We start from the raw sequence: 23,104 nt of genomic DNA, 5'->3' as shown, positions 1-23,104 counted from the left end.
GTTTCTTTTATAAAAAAATAAATGACAACAGGTGATCCAAAATGCTGCAAATTGGGTATCAATAGTAGAGTCATTAGAACCTGATGGATACATATGTTGTTGTGATTGTTGTTTTGCTAGTTAAAGGCTATCTATTATGGAATGAACTGTGGGGGTTATCAAGTGCCTATATTAGCTATGGAAAAGAAAGATGTTGTCACCGATGCACTAGTCATCAAGGCGATGGAGAAAAGTCTGGCTATTATTCGATTCGATCTGAATCGACGGGTAACTTATGTGAATGAAGTTTTTGCCCAGACCATGGGATATACGGTAGATGAAATGTATGGAATGAAGCATCAGCAACTATGCTTCGGCAATTTTGCAAATACCCCGGAATATGACGCTTTTTGGAATAGTATATTAAATGGTGTCAGCTACCAAGATAAGGTTGAACGCAAGGATGCAAAGGGGAATTCCGTATGGCTTGAAGCGACATATATGCCGGTGTACGATGAGATGAATCAGAAGATACTGGGTGTCTCCAAAATCGCCACTAACATCACCAACCGTCAGAATAACATCTCAGTCGTAGTGAATGAGCTGAAAACGATGTCACATGAGCTGAATGGGCAGGCAGATGTAGGCATTGAACGGAGCCAGGAATTAATGTCCAGTATTTCCTATATCTCAGAGGTGTCGGCCACTAACCGTGCGACACTGACTCATCTTCAGGAACAAGCGGGATCGATTCAGGGCGTGGTGCGAACCATACGCGAGATTTCATCACAGACACAGTTGCTTGCATTAAATGCCGCCATTGAGGCTGCACATGCTGGGGAATACGGACGAGGATTCGATATTGTGGCGAAGGAAGTCAAGAAACTATCCGCAATGGTAGAGAGTTCGATCAATGAGATCCGTGATAGTGTGACTGGAATAACCAAGGAAATTGGTAATATTACAGGTGGCACCAAAAAAGTAGAGGAATACGTCGAGCGGAGCCAGCAGCAGATTGAAATTGCTTTGAATGACTTCATGGCAATCGCTGCATCGGCTCACTTGTTAGATGCCAAGGCAGAGCATGTAACCAGAATCGTATAAGAATATAATATTATTTATTGTTAGCGGTTCCTCACAGAGGAACCGTTTTTTGTCTTTGGGTAGATTACTACCCACACAATGAGATTACGGGTTTGTCCTTAACGCATTTTAGGTTAGAGGGTCCGCAAAAAAACGGGAATTATTGTGATCAAACGGGGACACAATACTTGGGAATACCTGCAGCTTCGCATGCAGAGAAATGTTGGGGTGGGAACATGTGGTCAACAATTCTATCCTACGTGCCAGAAGGGCCCATATGGATTCAGGCATTCCTGGTTTTCATTATTCCAATTGGCATTACCATGACTACGCGCTGGATCAATGCCGCCATTAAGCGCGGAAGCTTCTCTCGTTCTAAGAAACCCTCGATATCCTCGAAGGATATCTCTCCAGCAGCCAAAGGACAGGGTCAAGGAACCGAGACAGGCCATTATGCCAATATTAAGTTAACGGAGAAGTATAGTACCAATCTGATTAGCGTGAAAGAAAGCTTCGGACAAAATGCAGATGTGCATATTCGGGAATTTACGATTAGGGGAACGAATACACGGGCTGCAGTCATCTACACCGAAGGTCTGGTAGATCAGGACTTGGTAGATGATCACTTGATTTCCCCGTTAATGTTAGAGGGCGTTCCTCTACTTAAGCAGGAGGGGTTTCTTCATCCAGACAACGCACATTTGTTGTCGGCATACCTGAAGGATCAATTACTTCCTGTCAGCCTGGTTGAGGAGACTTCGTCTCTCCAAGAGCTCTCAATTGGTGTGCTTTTTGGAAAAAATGCACTGTTGGTTGATGGGTTGCCAGGTGCTTTATTAATTGGTGGCCACAAGATCAAAAGTCGAGGTGTGAATGAACCGCTGTCAGAGGGATTGATTCGTGGACCCCGGATTGGTTTTACAGAGCAATTAAGCGATAACACAGGCATTTTACGTCGTTACGGAAGTGATCAGAGTCTCTTTATTCAAAAGTTTGAAGTGGGTTCACGGATCAAAAAAGAATTGGCGATAGCCTATATTCAGGATATTGCCGATCCCAATCTCGTTACTGAAGTCTGTAAGCGAATCGAAGAGATGGATATGGATTCGATGCTGGAATCAGGTTATGTGGAGCAACTCATCGAAGACAGTACCCTGAGTCCTTTTCAACAGGTACTAAATACGGAGAGGCCTGACCGGGTAATGGGTGCTTTGCTGGAAGGTCGGGTAGCTATTTTGCTGGATGGAACGCCATTTGTACTTGTTGTACCTGTGACCTTTAGCATGCTGCTTCAATCTCCCGAAGATTATTATGAACGTTGGATTCCAGGAACCTTTTTACGTATGCTGCGTTTTGTAGCTGCGATGCTGGCATTGCTCGCTCCTGCACTCTATATTTCGTTTATTTCGTTCCACCCTGGTCTTATCCCGACCAAGCTGGTTCTGACGATTATTGAAACGCGGACAGGGGTACCGTTTCCTTCGATCATTGAAGTACTGATCATGGAAATTTCCATTGAAATTCTGAGAGAGGCAGGGATACGGCTGCCTAAACCGATTGCGCCAGCGATGGGTATCGTGGGAGGTCTGATTATTGGACAAGCAGCAGTACAAGCAGGAATCATAAGCCAATTCCTGGTTATTGTCGTTGCGGTTACGGCGATCTCTTCCTTTACCATTCCAGTCTATAGTGCAGGGCTAACTCTGCGAATTCTGAGATTTGCCGCAATGTTTAGTGCCGCAGTTCTTGGTTTGTATGGCGTGGTTATGTTCTTCCTGCTTGTGTGCACGCATCTGGCACGGCTCTCAAGCTTTGGCGTACCTTACGTAGCTCCGGCCGTCCCTTATCACATCAATGAATGGAAGGATTTCGTTATTCGTGCTCCGTTGAACATGATGAGAATGCGTCCCAAAATGACAAATCCGCTCGATGAGGATCGTAAAAAGTAATCAAATTTTCCATCTACAGAAGCTCTGGAGGTGAACTAAAGTGAATGGCTCCCCACAAAAGATAACCACGACACAGGCCGTTATAATTATTGTGAATTACATGCTTGGTGCCGGGATCCTGACGTTACCTCGAACGACCAGTAAGGCTGTCGGAACACCGGATGTCTGGATATCCATTATTCTGTCGGGACTGATTATTGCAGGTGTCGGCATTATTCTGGTTACCTTGTGTCGCAGATTTCCGGGGAAAACGGTATTCCAGTTCACCCGTGAAATTACGGGGAGCTGGATTGCTTACATATTGGGATTTGCCATGATTATGTATTTTATGGTGATTGCCGCATTCGAAATTAGAGTCATGGCTGAAGTAACAGGGATGTATCTGCTTGAACGTACGCCCACATGGGCGATTGTTATGGTCTTCATGTGGATCGGTATATATATGATCTCAGGCGGACTTGGTGTCATAATACGGGTGTTCGAGATTATTCTACCGATTACAATCATTATATTTGTCATTGAAATTCTGCTGAGTAATCAGCTATTTGAGATTGGAAATCTTAGACCAGTGCTCGGCGAAGGTCTTATGCCTGTTTTCAAAGGACTTAAGCCTTCTCTATTATCATATACGGGGTATGAGGTGATGCTAATCATGACTGCTTATATGAAAAATCCGAAGAAAAGCAATAAGGCGATGAGCTGGGGCATACTTATATCCACCATTATATATTTGATTACGGTTGTCATGGTTGTAGGTAGCCTGTCCCTGGATGGAATCAAAACTCGAACCTGGCCAACGCTGGATTTGGTGAGAAGCTTCGAGATACAGGGATTAATATTCGAACGATTTGAATCCTTATTGCTGGTCATCTGGATTATGCAGATTTTTTCGACTACCGCGATCACACATTACTGTGCTTCGGTGGGTATTCGTGATTTGTTCCGTTCCAAAAAAATGAAGGGGATTATGTATGGTCTGCTTCCATTCATTTATGTGACAGCCATGATGCCCAAAACGGTGGATGATACTTTTGCACTTGGAGATATGCTGGGTAATGCATCTGTGTTTTTATTTGGCATTCTTCCTATGGTGTTACTGTTGATAAGTCTGATTCGCAAAAAAGGAGGCAAACATGCATGATGCCATTCCGTATGCTCTTACGTTTAGCTTCTGCCTTTTGTATTCTGTTGACGCTGTCCGGATGCTGGAGCAGTCGGGAAATAGAGGATTTAAGTCTCTATGTTGGTCTTGGAATCGATGTCGGCAAAGAGACGGAATTCGAGAAAGACATCGCTGCTCAAGGAGGCTCATATCCTAAGAAGAACTATGTAACTGCCACGGTGCAGATCGCTCCGGGCTTCTCCAACAGTCAATCGAGCCAGCAATCCGGTTCTCCTTCTTCCGGCAAAACATCCTATGCCAATGAACAGCTCAGTGGAGATTCCATGTTGCAAATCTTCCGTCAGTTTGCGTTAAGGCGGGATCGACCACTTATTGGACATCATCTGAAAGTTATCGTCGTTTCCAAGGATATTGCCAAAAAATATGGTTTGGACCAATTGCTTGATTTTGTACTACGGGATAATGATATTCGACCGAACTGCCTGGTGCTGATCAGTCATCATTCTGCATTAGATGTGTTGACTTCACAGGACCCGTCTCGGATTCCGGCATTTTATCTCACAGGAATTACGAACAATTCGTACTTGTCCAACAAAATATTGGATCCTGTATTATTGTCTAAGTTAGATGCACAGATGCAGTCCGGTTCCAGCTTTCTGCTGCAAAATGTGTTGAATTCCCATGGAGAGGACAAGTTCTCTGGAGGTAGCATTTTTGATGGAAAAACAACGAAATTCATTGGAGAACTTAGTCAAACAGATCTTGAGGGTTTGTCATGGCTCAATTCCAAAAAAAAAGGAGGTGTCTTAAAAACACATAACAAGCAAGGATTCACCGTGGTATATGAAATCAAGAAGAAAAAGGTGAAAATTATTCCCAAGGTGGTCGGCAATGATATTTCATTCCATGTGAAGACTGAATCCGAAGGCTGGCTGATGGAGGATTGGCGCGCTCCCGAGGAAGAGGAAAAAGGTGAATATCTAAGAGAATTGGAAAAGGATTTTGCTGAGCTGGCCGAACAACAGATTCGTCAGGTGTTGTACAAACTTCAGCATACTTATAAAGTCGATGTAGCGGATTTTCGGGACAGCTTGCGTATTAAACATCCAAAGACATGGAAGAAAGTCAAAGGTGATTGGGATAAAATTTTCAGTACCGTGCCGATCACGTATGAGGTAAAGACCACCATTACCAATCCAGGGTCTTCCACAGAATAGCGAGATGTGCCATTTATGATATAAATATTGACACATTCATAATCAATCGCTATATTTATAAAAAATCATTTTCTTATCCAGAGAGGTGGAGGGACTGGCCCTTAGAAACCTCAGCAACAGATCTGAAGGATACTGTGCTAATTCCAGCGGGTGAACAGCCTGATAGATAGGAGCGTTTGTTTTTATTTGTCAGTAACGGCGCACTCTTTAGGAAGAGTGGGTCTTTTTTGTTTTTTCTGGATGAAGAAGTAGGGAGCAGCAGGTATGGAGAACAACAACGACAAAGGGCATTTTCAGCGGAAGATGCAGGCACGGCATGTGGTCATGCTCTCTCTGGGTGGCGTCATTGGAACGGGATTATTCCTGAGCTCGGGTTATACGATTCAGCAGGCGGGACCACTGGGAACTATTCTTTCCTACTTGATTGGAGCGATCGTAGTATATCTGGTGATGCTCTGTCTTGGTGAACTGTCTGTTCATATGCCAGAGACGGGAGCATTTCATAGTTATGCGGCAAGATATATTGGACCAGCAACAGGCTACACGGTGGCTTGGTTGTACTGGTTAACCTGGACTGTTGCGCTTGGCTCTGAATTCACAGCCGCCGGTCTGCTTATGCAGCGTTGGTTCCCATCGGTAAATGTATGGATATGGAGCGCACTTTTTGCACTGATGATCTTTTTGTTCAATGCTTTAACGGTAAAACTTTTTGCGGAATCCGAGTTCTGGTTCTCATCTGTCAAAGTAGTTACCATCGTAATCTTCATTATTATCGGTGGCGCAGCCATGTTTGGGTTCATCCCCATGGGGGATGCTGAACCGGCTCCATTCCTTTCCAATATTACAGCATCCGGGTGGTTCCCTCATGGGGCTACAGCGATATTGATGACTATGCTTGCTGTAAATTTTGCATTCTCAGGCACTGAGTTAATCGGTATTGCCGCCGGGGAGACGGAGAATCCGGAAAAGACGATTCCCAAAGCTATTCATACCACACTGTGGCGTTTGGTTATTTTCTTCATCGGAACGATTGTTATCTTGTCGGCCTTGCTGCCCATGTCGGACGCCAGTGTATTGGAAAGTCCTTTTGTAGCGGTAATGGAGCGGGTGGGTGTACCCTACGCTGCAGACATTATGAACTTTGTTATTCTGACGGCAATTCTCTCTGCTGCCAATTCGGGCCTCTATGCATCTTCACGGATGCTCTGGTCTCTGGCTGACAAAAGAACGATCTCTCCGTGGTTTGCCAAATTGACCAAGCGCGGGGTACCGCTGAATGCACTTCTGATCAGTATGGTGGGTGGTGCACTGGCTTTGCTGTCCAGCATCATTGCGCCAGGTACGGTGTATATTACGCTGGTCTCCATATCAGGTCTGGCTGTCGTTGCCGTATGGATGAGCATCAGCGCTTCCCAGTACATGTTCCGCAGACAGTATATCCGGGAAGGACATGCGATCAAAGATCTGGTCTACCGCACACCACTGTATCCGGTGGTACCGATTGTTTCATTTATATTATGCCTGGCTTCATGTATAGGTATTGCTTTCGACCCGACACAGCGAATTGCGCTGTATTGTGGGATTCCATTTATCGCAGTATGTTACGCAGCTTATTATCTGACAGAACGTGTGAATAAGAAAAGAGGACAAGTACATGACACAAACCCAACCGACTAACCCGATAGAACAGATCCTGAGTGAACATCCGGTCATGATTCTGGATGGAGCGCTGGCGACGGAACTCGAACAGCATGGATGTGATCTGGATGATCCATTATGGTCTGCTCGTGTGTTGCTTGAGAATCCGGATGTTATTGTTCAGGTCCATACGGATTATTTTCGAGCAGGAGCCGACTGTGCGATTACATCCAGTTATCAGGCGACAGTGGATGGCTTCCGCAAGAGAGGCATCGGCGAGCAAGCAGCGTTGGACCTGATTCGCAAGACGGTGGAACTGGCTGCACAGGCGAGAGATGACGTATGGGCAGAAGTGCAAACCTCTGATATCTCGGTGACAGGATTCTTGGCTCGGCCACGACCGTTGGTTGCTGCATCCGTTGGACCCTACGGCGCTTATCTAGCTGATGGATCGGAGTACATCGGTCACTACGGTGTATCAGATGAAACGCTGGCTGCATTCCATCGTCCGCGGATGGCCGCGTTGCTTGAAGCGGGTGCTGATATTCTGGCTTTTGAGACCATACCATCCTTGCAGGAAGCACAGGTGCTGGTTGATTTGCTGAAGGAGTTTCCTCATGCCTATGCCTGGCTATCCTTTTCATTAAAAGATGGGACAAGCATCAGCGAAGGTACGCCGCTTAAGACATGTGCACAGACGTTTGGCTCCGAGCCGCAGATCACTGCGATTGGCCTGAACTGTGCTCCTATGGAAGTGGTGACGGAAGCCGTGAGTATTTTGAGCCGTGCCAGCGATAAACCTGTTATTGTGTATCCGAACTCGGGGGAAGTATACGATGCAGCAACGAAGACGTGGAGTGGACAGGGTACATGTGGCAGTATGAGTGATGCTTCGGAACAGTGGGTTGCTGCGGGCGCACGGATTATTGGCGGCTGCTGCCGAACTACGCCACATCAGATTGGTGAACTTGCGAAGAAGTGGCGGAGCTGAAGTATATTTAGCCGATCCAGATCTGCGTGGAAAAGCCCTTTCTTATCTTATAAAGGATAGGAAAGGGCTTCTTTTGCATGAGCATACCTTCTTGCTACACTTTATTCCACGACAAGAATACGCGGCGATGCCTGACGAATCACCTTGGACGATACCCAGGATCCTAGAGCTGCGGCAACAATACTCAGACAAGCAAAGAGTATAATGCCTCCCCAGTTCAGAATGAGAGGAATCTGTACGATACCGTATCCGGATAGGACTTTTTCAAGTAACAGGGGGAGAAGGTATACGCCTACAATGACTCCAAGCATTGAACCAATCAGAGCTAATGCAACTACTCCGGCAGCAATGGAGAACCGGATTTTTCCAGATGTCATTCCAATCGACTTATATATGCCATATGTCTTGCTCTCTTTGCGAATGCTGATCCGGCAGGTGCTGAAAATAATAATGAATGTAACCAAAATGAACAGCAGACCAATTAGAGCCATGGGGTACACCAGAATGCTTGCAGCTTCTGCATAAACAGAATCCAGCAGCGTTTTTTGCGTGACGATGGAAGCAGAGTCTTTGAAACGCTCATTCAATTGGTTAGCAATGACATCCGCCTGTGAAGGATCGTTGACATTGATAAACGCGACATCTACATCTCTGTAATTCGGATTTACGCTTCGAACCGCTTGAGCTGTGATTCTTCCGGATACCGACAAGTCGGAGATGGCCTGATAGATGCCCGAAATCATAAACGTTCGCTTTTCTCCTTCAATGTAGAGATCCATGAGATCTCCTATATCCTTGTTAAACATCTTGGCAACACTAACTCCGATTGAAATTTCATTTTCGAGTGTCGGATTGTCTCCTCTCAACGTCTCAAAACCAAGATCCTGATAGCTTCCATCCAATACTCTTAGATAAAGACTGGTAGACTGGCTGGCCACATCGGTTGGATCATCTGGAAGGATAACTCCGGTGATGTTCCCTTGCCAGCCCACATTTTTGATGCGAGGGTCTTCTTCCAATACGTTCTGCAGCTCTGCTCTCGGAAACGTAGTTTTGTTTACAACGACTGCGGCAATGTTAGCATTGTCATAACCCCATTTGGCCGCCGTCTGATAGATTCCGGTAATGCTGGTCAGTACAACATACCCGAGAACAAGTACGGAAGCAGCCATCGTGGTTAGCAACAACATCAGAACCGAGCTTTTGCTGTTTTTGATCAGATTGCGTATACCGATGACAAAAGAGACGGGCAATTGTCCAAACAAGGCCTGGTTTGCGAGCGGTGAATTCATTCGTTGCGCCATGCGTACATTGTCGCTCTCCGACATACCGTACCGAATGGCCTGTACAGGCTCAATCATGCGAGCTTTTCTGGCGTATAACACGACGAATGAAATAATCAAGACGAGTAACAGCAGCCCTACAACAATAGCAACTCCAATGCCCTCAATTGGAAGATCACCCTGGCCAGTCCGGAGGGACGATACGGAGATGTTGATGATGAATTTGGAGACGATTACGCTAAGTACCAGCCCGGGAAGAACGGCGATGATGGACAGCAGGGCATATTGAATGACGTAAGTACCAATGGTGCCCCGGGAAGTGAGTCCCAGCGATTTAAGGATACCTATCGTTTTGTAGTTGGCCAGAATCGCATCGGATATGGTGAAGCCAATCGTAATGAGGGCAATAATCATCATGACGGCCCCTAAAAATATCATAATGAACCCGACGATCTGATTGATGATCAGATAAAAGGAGGAGATACTTTCAAATTCCATTTTGGTTTCCATAAATGGACCACCCGTCTCGCTTGTATAACGATCCCAGTAGCTGGAGTTCGTACTGTAATCATCAAAATGGATGCCCATCATGTGAATATCTTTTCCCGCAACCGTACTAAAATCATTTTGGTAATCCGTACTGTTCATCCAAATTCTTGCCGTATTGGTGAACGGTGCTCCATAAGGAACATCCACAACAATAGCTGAAACTGCGAGGTCAAGTGTGATCGATCCGGTTTTGAATTGAATGGTATCACCGACAGCAATGTTATAGGCATTCGCCATGGAAGTTGGGATCCATACGCTTCCTTGTTCAGGAGCCGAATGCTGTGTACCACTTGCAAATACAAGTTCATCTACACTCCATGGCGGAGGCGGGGTATTCATCATGTACAGATACAGGTTAGGGATGTCAGTGCCGCCAAAAGTGATGCCCGACAAGATGCGGTAAGTTAGCAAAGGTGAGACTTGAACACCGTTCTGGGCAGCCCACCAGTCATGTACAGTTTGGGGATCGTCCAGCCCTTTGTCGAACGTCAAGATCTGATGGGAACCGTTGGTTCGACTATGCATCTCGTTGAACTGGTTACCCGTATTGGCCAGGATAATGACTGATGTGGACACGAGTAGGGTAGACAGAAAAATAAGCAGGGTGATGAACAAGTTTTGAATTTTATTTCTGCTCAGATACGACAAACTAAGTTTAAACATGACTGCCATAGGTTACTCCTTCCCCGTAACCAAAGCGAAGATGATCGCTTCACGATCCTGAATTTGATGTTCGTCATAGGTGTCAAACTCAAGGATTCCGCCTATCTTGCCGTCCTGAATATAGATCAGACGATCTGCCCGGCAGGCTGCCTTAATATCATGCGTAACCATAACTACGGACTGTCCTTTTCGATGAATATCCGTAAGGATATCCAGAACGGCGGTGCCGTGTTCCAGGTTCAAACTTCCGGTCGGTTCATCCGCAAAGATGATATCCGGCGAATTGATCAAAGCTCGTGCAATGGCTGCTCGTTGCTGCTGTCCTCCAGACGTCTGGGAGGGGAGGCGGTTACGCTGTCCATCAATATCCATGACATTCATCAGCTCAGTAGCCCTGGATTGGATGTCTTTCTTTTTGTTTCCAGCGATATATCCCGGTAAAGCAATGTTCTCTTTGATGGAAAGGTCCGGGATCAAGTTTATACTTTGATAAATATAACCGATTCGGCGCGTGCGGAAGTCTGACATTTCTCGTTCACCATAAGCGTCGATCCGCTGGTCACGAAAATAAACCTCACCAGCTGTAATCTGATCCAGTCCGCTAAGCAGATATAAGAGGGTTGATTTGCCAGAGCCAGAGTTACCCATGATGACCGTGAATTCCCCTTCATAGATATCGAGATCGACATTACGGATGGCATGATGTTGCTCACTTCCGCTGTTGTACGTCTTGCACAGATTCTGTGCACGGATAATCGCTTTCTTAGGCAAGTCGAATCACTCCCGAGTGCAGTATAGGATTCATTCTAGCGGAGGGATGTTGAGGAAGCCTTATCAAATTATGAATAAAGTATTACTGACTTCCAAGTTGAAGCTGAAATTAAAGGCATTTGGTAAAAAAGCCACGCCAGTGTGGCTCAGCAGATCGGCAGATAGAATCGGAAGGTCGTACCTTCTCCTTCTTTGCTAGTGAAGGAAATACGGCCTCCGTGTGCTTCAATAATGCTTTGGCAGATGGAAAGTCCCAGTCCCGTACCTTCCTGCACACGTTGGTCTGCATGACTCGCTTGTCCTCTGAAATAACGCTGGAAAACAAACGGCATATCCTGCACACGTATGCCCTGACCCGAATCGGCGATGGTCACTTTCAAGTACCCGGATTCCAGTTCCGTGGCTATACGTATCGTGTCTCCGGGAGCTGTATGCTTGAGAGCATTGGCGACAAGATTGGAGATCACCTGTTCAATTCGGATAGGGTCGATTGCGACCAACACATTGGGGATATGGTTGGAATGAGGTCCGTCGTAGATCAGACCTTTCGTAACAACAACATGTTCAATAGGCTTCAACATAGCTTCAAGGACAGGACCAATGTACATTTCACGAGGTTCCACAGAGATCTGCCCTAGTTCCTGAAGTGCATGAACCAGTAGGTCTTCCACAAGTCGGGCCGTTTTATCCGTATGTGTCCGCATCACTCTCATATATTCCATCAGCGTTTCCTGATCGTTACACAGCCCTTCCTCAATAGCTTCTATGTATGCTTTTATCGTGGTAATCGGTGTTTTAATATCATGAGATATATTAGTGATGAGTTCCTTTTGTGCTTGTTCCTGCTGGATGCGCAACTCGTTCATATGTTTGATTTCTGTGCGCATCAAATCCAACATGGCGTAAAGGCCGCCCATTTCGTCTGTCCTGTTGTACTGGATCTGATCATCATAATTCCCTTTGATGATGGATTCCGCATGGAGCTTCAAATGATGAATGGGAGAGAGGAGCAGCTTGTCCAGAATTCTTTTCATCCAAAATAAAAATAAGCCCAGGATCAGTGACAGGAGTAGTAGTACGCTAATCCATATAACCGTAAAAGTCATCGGTTTCTGAACAGTAACCATAGCTTGGGGGATGGAAAAGATAGCATTGCCGATCTGACTTCCCACGGGACCGTCCATCACGGGAAACGCGATATCAAGTGATTCACTATCGTCCACAGTCTGCGCGGCATGATGCAGATCATAATGAAGGGAAGAACGCAGATTAACCTGGGTTCCTTCAGAGGTGGGATCGGAGGACAGAGCTACGGTTCCATCCAGGTTCACATAGGTAAGCAGAATCCCGCTTTCTCTGGCAATGGAACGTATGTCTTCTCGGGTAGTTTGTTTGTCCAGGTGATGATGATTTTGCTCCAGAGCGAACAGAGTTGGATTAATCTTGAGGCGAACCTGATTTATGGACGGATTAGATTGTTCCGAATTTCGGTTTTGGAATAGCATCAACGCCAGTGCCAGAATACTTAAAATTATAATAATCAGAAGGCCAAGTGTTGTTAACAGCCAGCGTCTGGACCAGGTGTTCAATGACATGTGGATGTCTCCAATCTCGATTATTCATAAATGAATTTGTAACCGACACCCCATACTGTCTTTAGAACAGTTGGATGTGAGGGGTCTTCCTCGATTTTTTCCCGCAGTCTGCGAATGTACACGGTTACGGTGTTTTCATCACCATAGGTTGCATATCCCCAGATGGCGTCAAGCAACTGGGCTTTGGAGAATACCTGATTTTTATGGCTTGCCAGATAATGAAGTAACTCGAATTCCTTGGCAGACAGAGACACTTCCAATCCGTTCAATGTAACTTTGTAGGCTTTTTTATCGATCACAAGATTTCCAAGGCGCAGTAGATCCGTTCTGTCCAGGTCTGAGGTCATGCTGTCGTAACGTCTAAAGTGGGCATTAATCCGTGCTAAAAGTTCACTCAGCGAGAAGGGCTTAGTCATATAGTCATCTGCGCCAAATCCAAGACCAAGTACCTTATCCGTATCACTGCCTCGGGCACTTAGAATGAGGATGGGGATATTATTGCGCCGTCGAATCTCGCGGCACACCTCGATCCCGTCCATATCCGGAAGCATAATGTCCAGAATGATGTAATCTGGTTGAATAAGCTCCATAATCTGAAGCCCGTCTTGTCCAGTGGCTGCCACAACAGCTTCATATTGATTTTTGGTCAAGTAATCTCGCAAAATACGTGAGATATCCGGTTCATCCTCGATGATGAGGACTTTGCGCGGGTGGGTTAGCATATGTATCGCTCCAGTATGATAGATGTGAATTTAATGGGTATGTATGAATTTGTAAAACGGCTGTCTCTATGATTGTACAGTCTTGTTCTGTAGGAGTCACATAAATATTGAAGTGAACAACATTCTTATTAATCAAGAGACCACAAGTAGCTGTTTACAAGTTTCGTCTTATCAAAATAACCCATGAACCTGCTTGAAGGGTCATGGGTTTCTGATACTAATACGTCATACACGTTCTAGATCGATAGGCTCGTGTTGTCTGGATTTGAGATACTCCGCCGGAGACACACCGAAGTGCGCCCGGAATACCCGGTGGAAATAGGAGTAGCTCGCAAATCCGCAGGATTCGGCAATATGCTCCAGGGTCATTTCACTGTATTTCATGCGTTCCAGCGCCGCATTCAGACGGATCTCAATCGCGTATTGAATCATGGTCTGATTGTAATGTTCCTTGAATAAACGGACTGCACGGGACAGGCTGAGTCCGGCATAACGTGCTGCTTCCTCAAGCTTGAACGTAACTGTGGCATGCTCCTCAATATAACGTTTTAACTTCAGCGCAGAGGAAACCGCCCGATCGGTCTGAATATTCTCTTTGATTGCCCGGTCAATATATAGACATAATCCGCGCAGTAACGCATCCTTTAGCTCCGCATTTTCCTCAAGAGGTCCGCGACGTTTCTCAAGCAACATATTTCTCCACAGGCTGATGAGCTTATCATCAAGTCCAATCCGGCTCACGGTGGAACGTTGCTGCCTTTTCCACCAGTTCTCGATCCAACTGCCCTCGCAGAACAGATAATAATCTCCGCTGGACAAGCGTCCTTCCTTATGTGGTTCATCCACCACGAGATGATAGTCGTCGCCAGGTTTGAGCAGCAGCAGATCCCCGCTAGTCATCCTGAATTCTTCATCTTGTACATACACTTTGCACGAACCTTCGGTCTGCAGACGGAACAGATAGGTTTGCAGCTCGCCCTTCATATTATGAGTGAACGCTTTATAGTGATATGAGTAGTCACAGATCAGTACAGATGTCTCTAACGTATCCAAAGATAAAATCCCCCAATATGTACATCCTGCATGCATTCAAATGGGTACATTAAAATAGATGCAAAATGATGGAAATAAAATTTGACCAGATAGTTCATGTTCTGACTATATTGTATATGTTCATTCTAGCCTGTTTTGCGTTAGGATGATACCAGATAGAGCAATGAAAGCAAATTTGAGAACAGAGGTGTATCCTACATGAAAAAACTTAATATTGGTTTGCAATTGTTTACACTCCGTGATGAAACTGCAGCAGATTTTCGTGGTACGTTGCGTAAGGTAGCGGCCCTTGGATATGAAGGTGTGGAGTTTGCCGGATATGGTGATATTCCAGCTGAGGAAATGAAAGCGCTACTAGATGAACTTGGGCTGAAAGGCTTCAGCAGTCACGTTTCACTACATGCGATGCGCGAAGACTTGCAGAAACAAATCGATTACCTGAAAACAATTGGTGCACAATATATCATTTGTCCTTACCTGATGCCAGAGGATCGTCCTGAGAATGCAGAAGGCTGGACCAAGCTGTTCGCCGAATTGCAACAATATGGAGCTGAAGCAGCGAAGCAAGGATTGATCTTCGGATACCATAACCATGATTTTGAATTCCATGGGCAGGTTGGCGATGCCAACGCTTTTGACGCCATGTTCGCTCAAACATCACCGGAAGCGGTAAAAGTGGAAATGGACGTATGTTGGGTACAATTTGCGGGACAAAATCCGATCGAGTATATTAATAAATATGCGGGTCGCTTGCCGCTGCTTCATCTGAAGGATTTCAGCAAAGATGAACAGGGCCAGATGAAAACGCTGGAACTGGGACAAGGTTCGGTTGACCTGCCAGCTGTTATTGAAGGCGCTACGAATGCAGGCGTGGAATGGCTGATCGTGGAACAAGACGTATGTCAGAATCCGCCGCTTGAGAGCGTATCCAATAGCTACAACTGGTTGAAAGAAAACTATTTGAATCAATTCTAACAGAACCATCGAACGCTGCTAAAATGCTAATCTATTTGTCAAAGGAGACTTATATACATGAGTAAAATTAAAGTTGCTGTATTCGGCTGTGGAGCCATTGCCCAGCGCAGACATATTCCGGAGTACGCTGCCAATGAGAACGTAGAACTTGTCGCTTTTGCCGATCCGATCGTGGAGCGTGCGGAAGAAATGGCCGAAACTTATGGAGGTAAAGCTTACTCCAGTTACGAAGAATTGCTTGCTAATGAAACGGTGGATGCAGTCAGTGTGTGTACACCTAACTATCTGCATGCGCCAATGGCAATTGCTGCTGCCAATGCAGGCAAGCATGTATTGGTCGAGAAACCCATGGCCGTTTCCACTGAAGAAGGCGAGCAAATGATCGAAGCTGCCAAGAAAAATGGTGTGTATCTGATGGTTGGACACAACCAGCGTCTGATGCCTCCTCACGTCAAAGCAAAAGAAATTCTCGACTCCGGCAAACTTGGTAAAGTCCTGAATTTCCGTACATCTTTTGGCCACCCGGGTCCGGAAGGATGGAGTGTGGACGGTGCTGAAAGCTGGTTCTTCCGTAAAGAAGAAGCTATTATGGGCGCGATGGGTGACCTGGGCGTGCACAAATCAGACTTCATCCGTTACTTGCTGAATGATGAAGTATCTGAAGTGGCTGGTTTCATCAGCACACTGCACAAGGAAGGTACTCAAGTTGACGATAACGCAACTTGTCTGCTGCGTATGAAGAGCGGTGCGATCGGAACGCTGGTAGCAAGCTGGACGCAATACAGAGCTGGAGACAACAGTACCGTGCTGTGGTGTGAGAATGGTGTTATGAAGATCGGAACAATGGAAGGCGATGAAGTGATCGTTGAGCTGACCAATGGTACAGTTGAGACGTACAAAGTTGGTGCCATGGCTACTAACGAGAAACAAGTGCCGAGTGGTGTAATTGACGCATTTGTAGAGTCCATTGTAACGAAAACACCTCCAGCGATTTCCGGGGAAGAGGGCTTACGTTCCCTGCAAGTGATCCTGGCAGCATTCGAATCCGAGAAAACAGGTCAGATCGTTAAACTGTAATCCATACGAATGACAGTGCAATTTCTAACATTCTATATGTCTTAATCCATGATATAAGGGACTTACCTTCGGAGATCTGTTCTGGGGTAAGTCCTTCTTTATTTGAGTTTAGAGATATCACAAAAAAAGACTGACACTTCCGATACCATACGGAAGTGTCAGTCTCAATATGAAGGTCGAACCGTTCCATTGTTCAACCGAAAATCCGTCTTAGATGCCGGCAGGTACATCACTTCCCAGATCCAGCCATGCGATTTCAGCAGGAGTCAGCGTGATGCGGGACCCTTCGTCACAGGAGAGGAGTTCCGCCTGATTCTGAGCACCGATCAGGGCACAGGTTGGGAACGCCTGATTCAATACATAAGCGAGTGCAATCTGAATGGGTGATGTTTTCTTCGAATTAGCCAATTGTTCTGCCCGGCGTAACCGTTCCCAGTTGCCATCACTGTAGAATACACGCACCAGATCTTCGTTATCGCGAACTTCAGGTGTGAATCTTCCCGTGAAGAAACCACGCGCTTGGGAGGACCAGGATAGCAATGGCAGCTTGGTTTGCTCATGCCATGCCAGTGTCTCTGCATCTGCCGACACACAGCCTGCCCAGAAAGGTTCGTTTGCTTTGGCGAGACTGAGGTTCGGACTGCTGAATGTGAAGCCCTTCAAGCCATTTGCCGCAGCGTACGCATTGGCTTCCTCGAGCCGCTGCCAGGTCCAGTTGGAGGCGCCAATTGCGCCGATTTTGCCAGATTCAATATGTTCGTTCAGTGCTTCAAGAATAACACTGACAGGCATATTTGGGTCATCCCGGTGCAACGCATACATCTCTACATGATCTGTCTGAAGACGCTCCAGACTTTCCATCAAGTCACTGCGGATGGCATCAGCGTTCACGCGTGGTCCATTCTGGTCATGATGCGCGCCTTTGGTAAGAATGACGATCTGGTCACGGTTACCGCGTTCCTTCATATAACGGCCAAGGACTTCTTCACTCTGTCCACCACAATAAATATGTGCTGTATCGACAGTGTTACCGCCAATCGACAGAAAAGCATCCATGTTCGTAGCTGCTTTATCGTAAGCACTATGCACGAAATAATCGGTTCCTTTAATCAATCTGGAGACGCGTTTACCTGCACCAGCAATTTCGATATATTCCATAAGTCAGTTCATCCTCTCAATTATAGTGTAATTCGTGTACGTTCTTCCGCTGAACGAAGGCAAGCTTCCAGCACTTTCATATTAGCTACTGCATCGGAAGGGGCGAAGCGCAGATCCTTGCCCTGAAGTACGGCACGAGCCATATCATCTCCTTGCAGTGAGTAGTGGTTTACTTGTGGAACTTCAATCTCCCTGCGTTCACCACCTGCTGTGACATAGAAGTTGGAACTGCGATCCTGACGACCGATAAAGGCCGATGGTACCTCAATGATGCCATCAGAACCTAGAACTTCGAGCGTGTTGCGAAAGGCTGCCCACATGCTGCTGTCAAACGTCACGCCAACATGATTATCGAATTCCAGCAATCCGGAAGCCATCATATCGACCTGATCATGCTGTGGGGAGAACATGCCAATAACGGTAACTGCGCTTGGTTCCTGACCAAGTAGTAGACGTGCTACGCTGATGGAATAACATCCGATATCATACAGTGCACCTCCACCCCACTCCTTCCGAAAGCGGACATTGCCGGATGCATTGGAGTTATTAAATGAAAATGTACTGTGAATACCACGGATCTCACCGATCTCACCGCTGGCGATGATATCCCTGATCTGCTCATAACGTGGATGATGACGGTACATGAATGCTTCCGCGAGATGCACACCTGCATCTGCACAAGCTTGAACCATCTCCTGAGCTTCCTGCTCTGTCAGAGCCAGTGGTTTTTCGCACAAAATATGTTTGCCTGCTTCTGCAGCCCGGATCGTCCATTCCCGATGCAGATGATTCGGCAGTGGGATATATACGGCATCAATGGAATCGTCAGCGAGCAAAGCTTCATAACTGCCATAAGCCTTGTCGATCCCAAGTTGTTCCGCCGTTTGTTTGGCTTTATGTTCGTCTCGACTGGCAATCGCGGTTACTTCATTCAACTCGGATTGCTGCAAGCCAGGAATGACGGATTCCACAGCAATGCTAGCGCTACCAAGAATGCCCCAACGCAATTTTTTAACTGAATTCATGTGTTGTATCCTCCTGTGTATAAATGTATATTGTGATTATAATGAATAGACCAATGAATTAAAATGATAATATATTGAATTTAGTTAACACAATATTGTTGATTAAGGAGAACCGGCTATGATGAGACAAACCGTATTGCTTACCCTGCAGGATATTCCATATTTTTGTTATCCCGAATCCGTTGGACACTATATGGATCATCCCCAGCATTCCGTATTACGGGAGGCAGGTGTGCTGAACAATTTTAATATTCACTATGTTGCTTCGGGCAAGGGATATGTGGAAGTGGACGGGGTAGAGCATGAACTTCGTGCAGGTCAGGCCGTACTTTATTTCCCGCAGCAGCGACAACATTATTATAGTAGTGAAGATGATCCATGGGATGTACGATGGGTTCATTTTTACGGTGAACGTCTGCATGATTATATGATTGAACGGGGGTTACATCGTAATCTGTTATGGACATTGCGTCAGCGTAGCTCTTGGGAAGAGGCTCATCTGGCCTTGCTGACTGAAGCGGAACAGAATACCATGCTGCGTCCGGCTCAGCTATCCACATTGACCTATTCCGTACTCGCCGAGTTCGTGCAGCATGCGGTACCTTTGAAAAACACACGTACCACAAGTAAGGCGGAGAGTCGGGTACTTTCGCTTCTTCCACAGATGCAGCAAGAGGCCTGTCAACCTTTCCTGTTACAGGACTGGGCAGATCTTGCAGGTGTGAGTTCGTATTACTTTTGCAAGATGTTCAAGAGTGCTGTAGAGATGACGCCTATGGAGTTTATCACTCGTTCACGACTACAGATGGCGAAGCAATGGTTACTGGAACGACCCTCGGCCAACATTGGACAGATTGCAGAGGAAGCGGGATATCCCAATGCCAGTTATTTTAACCGCCAGTTTATGGCTCATGAGGGGATGACACCTACGGATTATCGCGGATTGTATCACAATTAACCCGCATCCTTTCGATGTTGTCAGCGCTTGAAGTGTAGTAGTAAGTGTAGTAGTTTGACAGAGAGCACAATCAAGTCTATTATGGATAAATTAAATCCGTGTATAATGAGGTGCCCTCATGAAATATTCAAAAGCAACAAATTATGCTTTGCATACCATGCTTCATCTTGTAAGCACTGCCCCTGAGCAACTGGTTAGTGTTCACCAACTTGCAGAATTGCAGAAGGTATCACCAACCTACCTGTCCAAAATATTGACCAAATTGGTTAAGGCGGGTATGATCGAATCCACATCCGGAGCCAATGGTGGTTATCGGCTTAGTCGTAAAAATCCTGATCCTTCTTTCCTGGAGATCATTCATGCAATTGAAGGTCAGGCATCCCTGTTCGAATGTTCCCAGAATCATAACGCAGGCTGTTTGATCCAGCAGGTAATGGTTCAGGCGGAAGAAGAGATGGAGAGTTTCCTGAACAATAAGAAAATGTCAGAACTCGCTTCCCAGATGAAAAGTTGGAGTGCACAGCAGTAGCTTGGGGCTGGAAATGAGGCTTGAATTGATGGGATTAACTCGTCTACCATAGGTATATCCAGATCTTTCCTCAACCTCACAAGAGGTAAGGGAAGATTTTTTTGTATCGTTGTGCCTAATAGAAGTCGAATGGTACAATAAGGAAGGTATAGGTGCATACATAATTGATCCGATCTTATATCACATTTTACATCTCTGGAGGGACAACACATGAGCCAATCAACGATCACAGGACTGGAACAATTGCTTGCGCTGGAAAACATTCGGAACACCAAGGCGCGTTATTGCCGCTATATTGATACGAAACAATGGGACATCTTGGGTGATGTGTTTGCCCCCGATGCAGTGGCCGATTTCAGCACAGAAGGCAATCCAATCCCGGTATTAACAGGTCGCGACACCATCGTACAAGTATTCCGTGATCTGGTGGATGTTGCCGTAACCGTACATCATGTTCATAGCGCGGAAGTTGAATTCGTATCCGAGAATGAAGCGAAGGTTATCTCCCCAATGGAAGATTGGGTGACGTTCCCGGAGGGCAATGAGAACAAATCCTTCCACGGATTTGGGCACTACCACGAAACTTTTGTCAAAATCGACGGCCAATGGTACATCAAACATACAAGTCTGAAACGTCTCCGTCTGGACCTGTTTGAATAGGATAAGGATGAACAAAAACACTTACAGATGTTTGGTGCTGTAAGTGTTTTTTTGGTTACAGTGAAGACGAGTTGAATAGGAGACAAAATGTGAGTGTTTTATGTGAATTGTAAGGTTATTTTACATAAAATTGAATTAATAGCATTGACGTTCCAAAAGTCATGAGTTAAGATACTTACAACAAAACAATTACATTTTATTACACAAATTGAAACTTAGGGATTTAATTCTTTCATATCGATATGTATATTTCCGCTTGGCTAATTTGTTAATCAGAGGATGATGCCATGAACTGGTACGCATTGTTTGTACATACAGGAAGCGAAGAAGTCATTAGGAAATACCTACATATGTATCTAGGAACCTCCATCCGAGTTTTAATCCCCAAGAGAAAAGTTCCGGAGAAGAAATCAGGTATTTTTGAAGCCTGTACCAAAAAAGTCTTTCCTGGCTATGTATTGATTCAAGTCAACATGACCGCCGAAACATACCACTTAATCTGTTCTATTCCTCATATCATTAAAATGCTGGGAACCAATGCAAGCTGCACGCCAATCCCGGATCATGAAATGACCACATTGCTAAACCTCATCAATCCGGAAGATATTATCGATTATTCAACCGTATATATGGAAAATACGAAAGTTGTGGTGCTGGATGGTCCGTTGATGGGACACGAAGGCATCATTAAGAAGATTGACAAGCATACACGCAGAGCAAAGGTGTGGCTTCATCTAACAGGCAATGATGAACCTAAATTAGTTGATTTGGGTGTTGAGATTTTATATGCAGCACAAGAAAAACGATAAGGTACTCAGATATGTTATGGTCACTTACGACAACCAAAACCGGAGGAGCAGAATGAAGCTTAGGCACATTATGCAACCAAAGGAGTCATATGCATAAACGCTGAAATACACCCACGTGTATCGACAGGGCGAAGCTATGTACGTTGGAGCAGTCATCCCTACATTTTGTTGAATAAGGTATTTATGTGACAGTAAAGCGCAAACAAGTGGCTGAACTGTTTTTTTGTTGTCTTCAGGAAATTTATTGTTTTCAGAGAGGGCTGCTTACCTTGGATTCAGGAAAGGAAGACGTGTTGCATGAGACAAATGACCATTCGGGGTATTGGCATGTATGTGCCGGAATCCGTGTTAACGAATCAGGGGCTGGAGGCCATGGACATTAACGCAAATGCGGACTGGATCTACCATAATCTTGGAATTCGTGAACGAAGAATTGCGCACGAGCATGAGTACACCAGCGATTTGGGCTTGAAAGCTGCGAGACAAGCTATAGAACAGGCTGCGATTGATGTCGAAGATATAGACATGATTATTATGGCGACCTTCACACCGGATCGCTTAATACCTCATCCGTCCGCTATTGTGAAGGAAAAGCTCGGAGCAGACCAAGCCATTTGTCTGGATCTCCGTGCGGGCTGTGCCGGATTCAGCTATGGATTAATGAATGCGTTTTATACGTTTCAGGCTGAAGAAGATATAAGCAATATTTTGGTCATCGGCGCAGATACCTATTCGAAAGTAACGGATTGGCAGGATCGAGCAGCGTGTTCCAGTGTAGGGGATGGAGCAGGGGCATTTGTTTTACAGGAACTAGATGAGCATGACGCCTATCACAGCGTTTTTCTGAACGGAATTATGCATCACGAGAATATGGAAGATATCAGTTACGGAACACTGCCTGTTCATTATGGACAGATTTCTGACGGATCTGTTTCCGTATACACATCCAATGGCCGATATTTATACGAACAATTGGTCAGGGGTATCCCGCGGCTCGTGAACCGTCTTTTGCGCAAAGTAAAATGGAATATAGGAGAAGTGGATCTATTCATCTTCCCACAAACAAACAGTAATCTGATTAGAGAACTGGCCGTTGCCTTGGGTATCCCGCAAGAAAAGGCCTATATGACGATGGAGAAATACGGGTACACCTCTAACGCCTGCTTGCCAATTGCAGTGGCCGAGGCTGTGAATCAAGGCACACTGAAAACGGGTGATCGGGTCGTGTTGGTTGGGGCTGGAGCTGGAACGTATTATTGCGCTACAGCGATCAGATGGGGAGAAATCGTGTAAGTGG

General features: G+C 45.7%; 19 protein-coding genes, 1 pseudogene and 1 riboswitch. Of the genes and pseudogenes, 13 read left to right on the top strand and 7 right to left on the bottom strand.

Translation table 11 applies throughout. The features are described 5' to 3' along the window. Positions 1–162 precede the first annotated feature (162 nt). From NLBNIHML_RS13295 to mmuM, 6 genes and pseudogenes are all read left to right on the top strand, one after another. Entirely contained in the window at positions 163–1,083 is a 921-nt protein-coding gene (locus NLBNIHML_RS13295) for a methyl-accepting chemotaxis protein (RefSeq protein ID WP_339257540.1), read from the top strand. A gap of 215 nt (positions 1,084–1,298) precedes the next feature. Further along, positions 1,299–3,011 (top strand): spore germination protein, encoded by a 1,713-nt coding sequence (locus tag NLBNIHML_RS13290; protein ID WP_339237939.1) that lies wholly within the window; start codon positions 1,299–1,301, stop codon positions 3,009–3,011. Positions 3,012–3,051: 40 nt separating this feature from the next. After that, complete coding sequence (locus NLBNIHML_RS13285; RefSeq protein ID WP_339237937.1) at positions 3,052–4,152, top strand: GerAB/ArcD/ProY family transporter; 1,101 nt, start codon at positions 3,052–3,054, stop codon at positions 4,150–4,152. Then, positions 4,149–5,351 (top strand): Ger(x)C family spore germination protein, encoded by a 1,203-nt coding sequence (locus NLBNIHML_RS13280; RefSeq protein ID WP_339237935.1) that lies wholly within the window; start codon positions 4,149–4,151, stop codon positions 5,349–5,351. The genes NLBNIHML_RS13285 and NLBNIHML_RS13280 overlap by 4 nt, the downstream gene beginning before the upstream one ends. Positions 5,352–5,421: 70 nt before the next feature. Further along, positions 5,422–5,524: riboswitch (SAM riboswitch) on the top strand. Between the two features lie 91 nt (positions 5,525–5,615). After that, a pseudogene (gene mmuP, locus NLBNIHML_RS13275) lies at positions 5,616–7,026 on the top strand (S-methylmethionine permease); the annotation flags it as partial. Further along, a complete protein-coding gene (gene mmuM, locus NLBNIHML_RS13270; RefSeq protein ID WP_494354707.1) occupies positions 7,006–7,980 on the top strand; it encodes a homocysteine S-methyltransferase in 975 nt (324 codons plus the stop codon). The pseudogene mmuP and the gene mmuM, both read left to right, overlap by 21 nt. A gap of 101 nt (positions 7,981–8,081) precedes the next feature. On the opposite strand, the gene NLBNIHML_RS13265 is transcribed toward mmuM, so the two are convergent. From NLBNIHML_RS13265 to NLBNIHML_RS13245, 5 genes are all read right to left on the bottom strand, one after another. Further along, positions 8,082–10,484 carry an ABC transporter permease gene (locus NLBNIHML_RS13265; RefSeq protein ID WP_494354524.1) on the bottom strand — a complete coding sequence of 801 codons (2,403 nt, stop codon included), beginning with the start codon at positions 10,482–10,484 and terminating at the stop codon, positions 8,082–8,084. A 3-nt stretch (positions 10,485–10,487) separates the two neighbouring features. Continuing rightward, positions 10,488–11,246 carry an ABC transporter ATP-binding protein gene (locus NLBNIHML_RS13260; RefSeq protein WP_339237927.1) on the bottom strand — a complete coding sequence of 253 codons (759 nt, stop codon included), beginning with the start codon at positions 11,244–11,246 and terminating at the stop codon, positions 10,488–10,490. Between the two features lie 146 nt (positions 11,247–11,392). Continuing rightward, positions 11,393–12,841, bottom strand: coding sequence for a sensor histidine kinase (locus NLBNIHML_RS13255; RefSeq protein ID WP_494354523.1), 1,449 nt, complete (start codon positions 12,839–12,841; stop codon positions 11,393–11,395). Between the two features lie 20 nt (positions 12,842–12,861). Next, entirely contained in the window at positions 12,862–13,563 is a 702-nt protein-coding gene (locus NLBNIHML_RS13250; RefSeq protein WP_339305501.1) for a response regulator transcription factor, read from the bottom strand. Positions 13,564–13,788: 225 nt separating this feature from the next. Then, a complete protein-coding gene (locus NLBNIHML_RS13245) occupies positions 13,789–14,616 on the bottom strand; it encodes an AraC family transcriptional regulator (protein WP_339305503.1) in 828 nt (275 codons plus the stop codon). A 198-nt stretch (positions 14,617–14,814) separates the two neighbouring features. Between NLBNIHML_RS13245 and NLBNIHML_RS13240 the strand changes: the two genes are divergently transcribed. Both NLBNIHML_RS13240 and NLBNIHML_RS13235 read left to right on the top strand, forming a co-directional pair. Then, positions 14,815–15,591 (top strand): sugar phosphate isomerase/epimerase family protein, encoded by a 777-nt coding sequence (locus NLBNIHML_RS13240; protein ID WP_036606781.1) that lies wholly within the window; start codon positions 14,815–14,817, stop codon positions 15,589–15,591. A 57-nt stretch (positions 15,592–15,648) separates the two neighbouring features. Continuing rightward, positions 15,649–16,668, top strand: coding sequence for a Gfo/Idh/MocA family protein (locus NLBNIHML_RS13235; RefSeq protein WP_494354522.1), 1,020 nt, complete (start codon positions 15,649–15,651; stop codon positions 16,666–16,668). Positions 16,669–16,878: 210 nt separating this feature from the next. On the opposite strand, the gene NLBNIHML_RS13230 is transcribed toward NLBNIHML_RS13235, so the two are convergent. Continuing rightward, complete coding sequence (locus tag NLBNIHML_RS13230; RefSeq protein WP_339257521.1) at positions 16,879–17,826, bottom strand: aldo/keto reductase; 948 nt, start codon at positions 17,824–17,826, stop codon at positions 16,879–16,881. Positions 17,827–17,846: 20 nt separating this feature from the next. Beyond that, positions 17,847–18,851: a Gfo/Idh/MocA family protein gene (locus NLBNIHML_RS13225; protein WP_494354521.1), complete on the bottom strand. Its 1,005-nt coding sequence runs from the start codon at positions 18,849–18,851 to the stop codon at positions 17,847–17,849. 118 nt (positions 18,852–18,969) lie between these two features. Here NLBNIHML_RS13225 and NLBNIHML_RS13220 point away from each other — a divergent pair, with 118 nt between their 5' ends. The 5 genes from NLBNIHML_RS13220 (at position 18,970) to NLBNIHML_RS13200 (ending at position 23,100) form a co-directional block, all read left to right on the top strand. Beyond that, positions 18,970–19,809: an AraC family transcriptional regulator gene (locus NLBNIHML_RS13220; protein ID WP_494354520.1), complete on the top strand. Its 840-nt coding sequence runs from the start codon at positions 18,970–18,972 to the stop codon at positions 19,807–19,809. A gap of 118 nt (positions 19,810–19,927) precedes the next feature. Continuing rightward, a complete protein-coding gene (locus NLBNIHML_RS13215; RefSeq protein WP_091019160.1) occupies positions 19,928–20,338 on the top strand; it encodes an RrF2 family transcriptional regulator in 411 nt (136 codons plus the stop codon). Positions 20,339–20,548: 210 nt separating this feature from the next. Continuing rightward, positions 20,549–20,998 carry a nuclear transport factor 2 family protein gene (locus NLBNIHML_RS13210; protein ID WP_339237911.1) on the top strand — a complete coding sequence of 150 codons (450 nt, stop codon included), beginning with the start codon at positions 20,549–20,551 and terminating at the stop codon, positions 20,996–20,998. Between the two features lie 287 nt (positions 20,999–21,285). Continuing rightward, positions 21,286–21,807 (top strand): antiterminator LoaP, encoded by a 522-nt coding sequence (gene loaP, locus NLBNIHML_RS13205; RefSeq protein WP_472476234.1) that lies wholly within the window; start codon positions 21,286–21,288, stop codon positions 21,805–21,807. A gap of 297 nt (positions 21,808–22,104) precedes the next feature. Beyond that, positions 22,105–23,100, top strand: a complete 996-nt coding sequence (locus tag NLBNIHML_RS13200; RefSeq protein ID WP_494354519.1) for a 3-oxoacyl-ACP synthase III family protein — start codon at positions 22,105–22,107, stop codon at positions 23,098–23,100. Positions 23,101–23,104: the final 4 nt, after the last annotated feature.

The organism is Paenibacillus sp. JNU01 (genome assembly GCF_059130585.1).
This window is presented reverse-complemented; position numbering and strand designations above follow the sequence as displayed.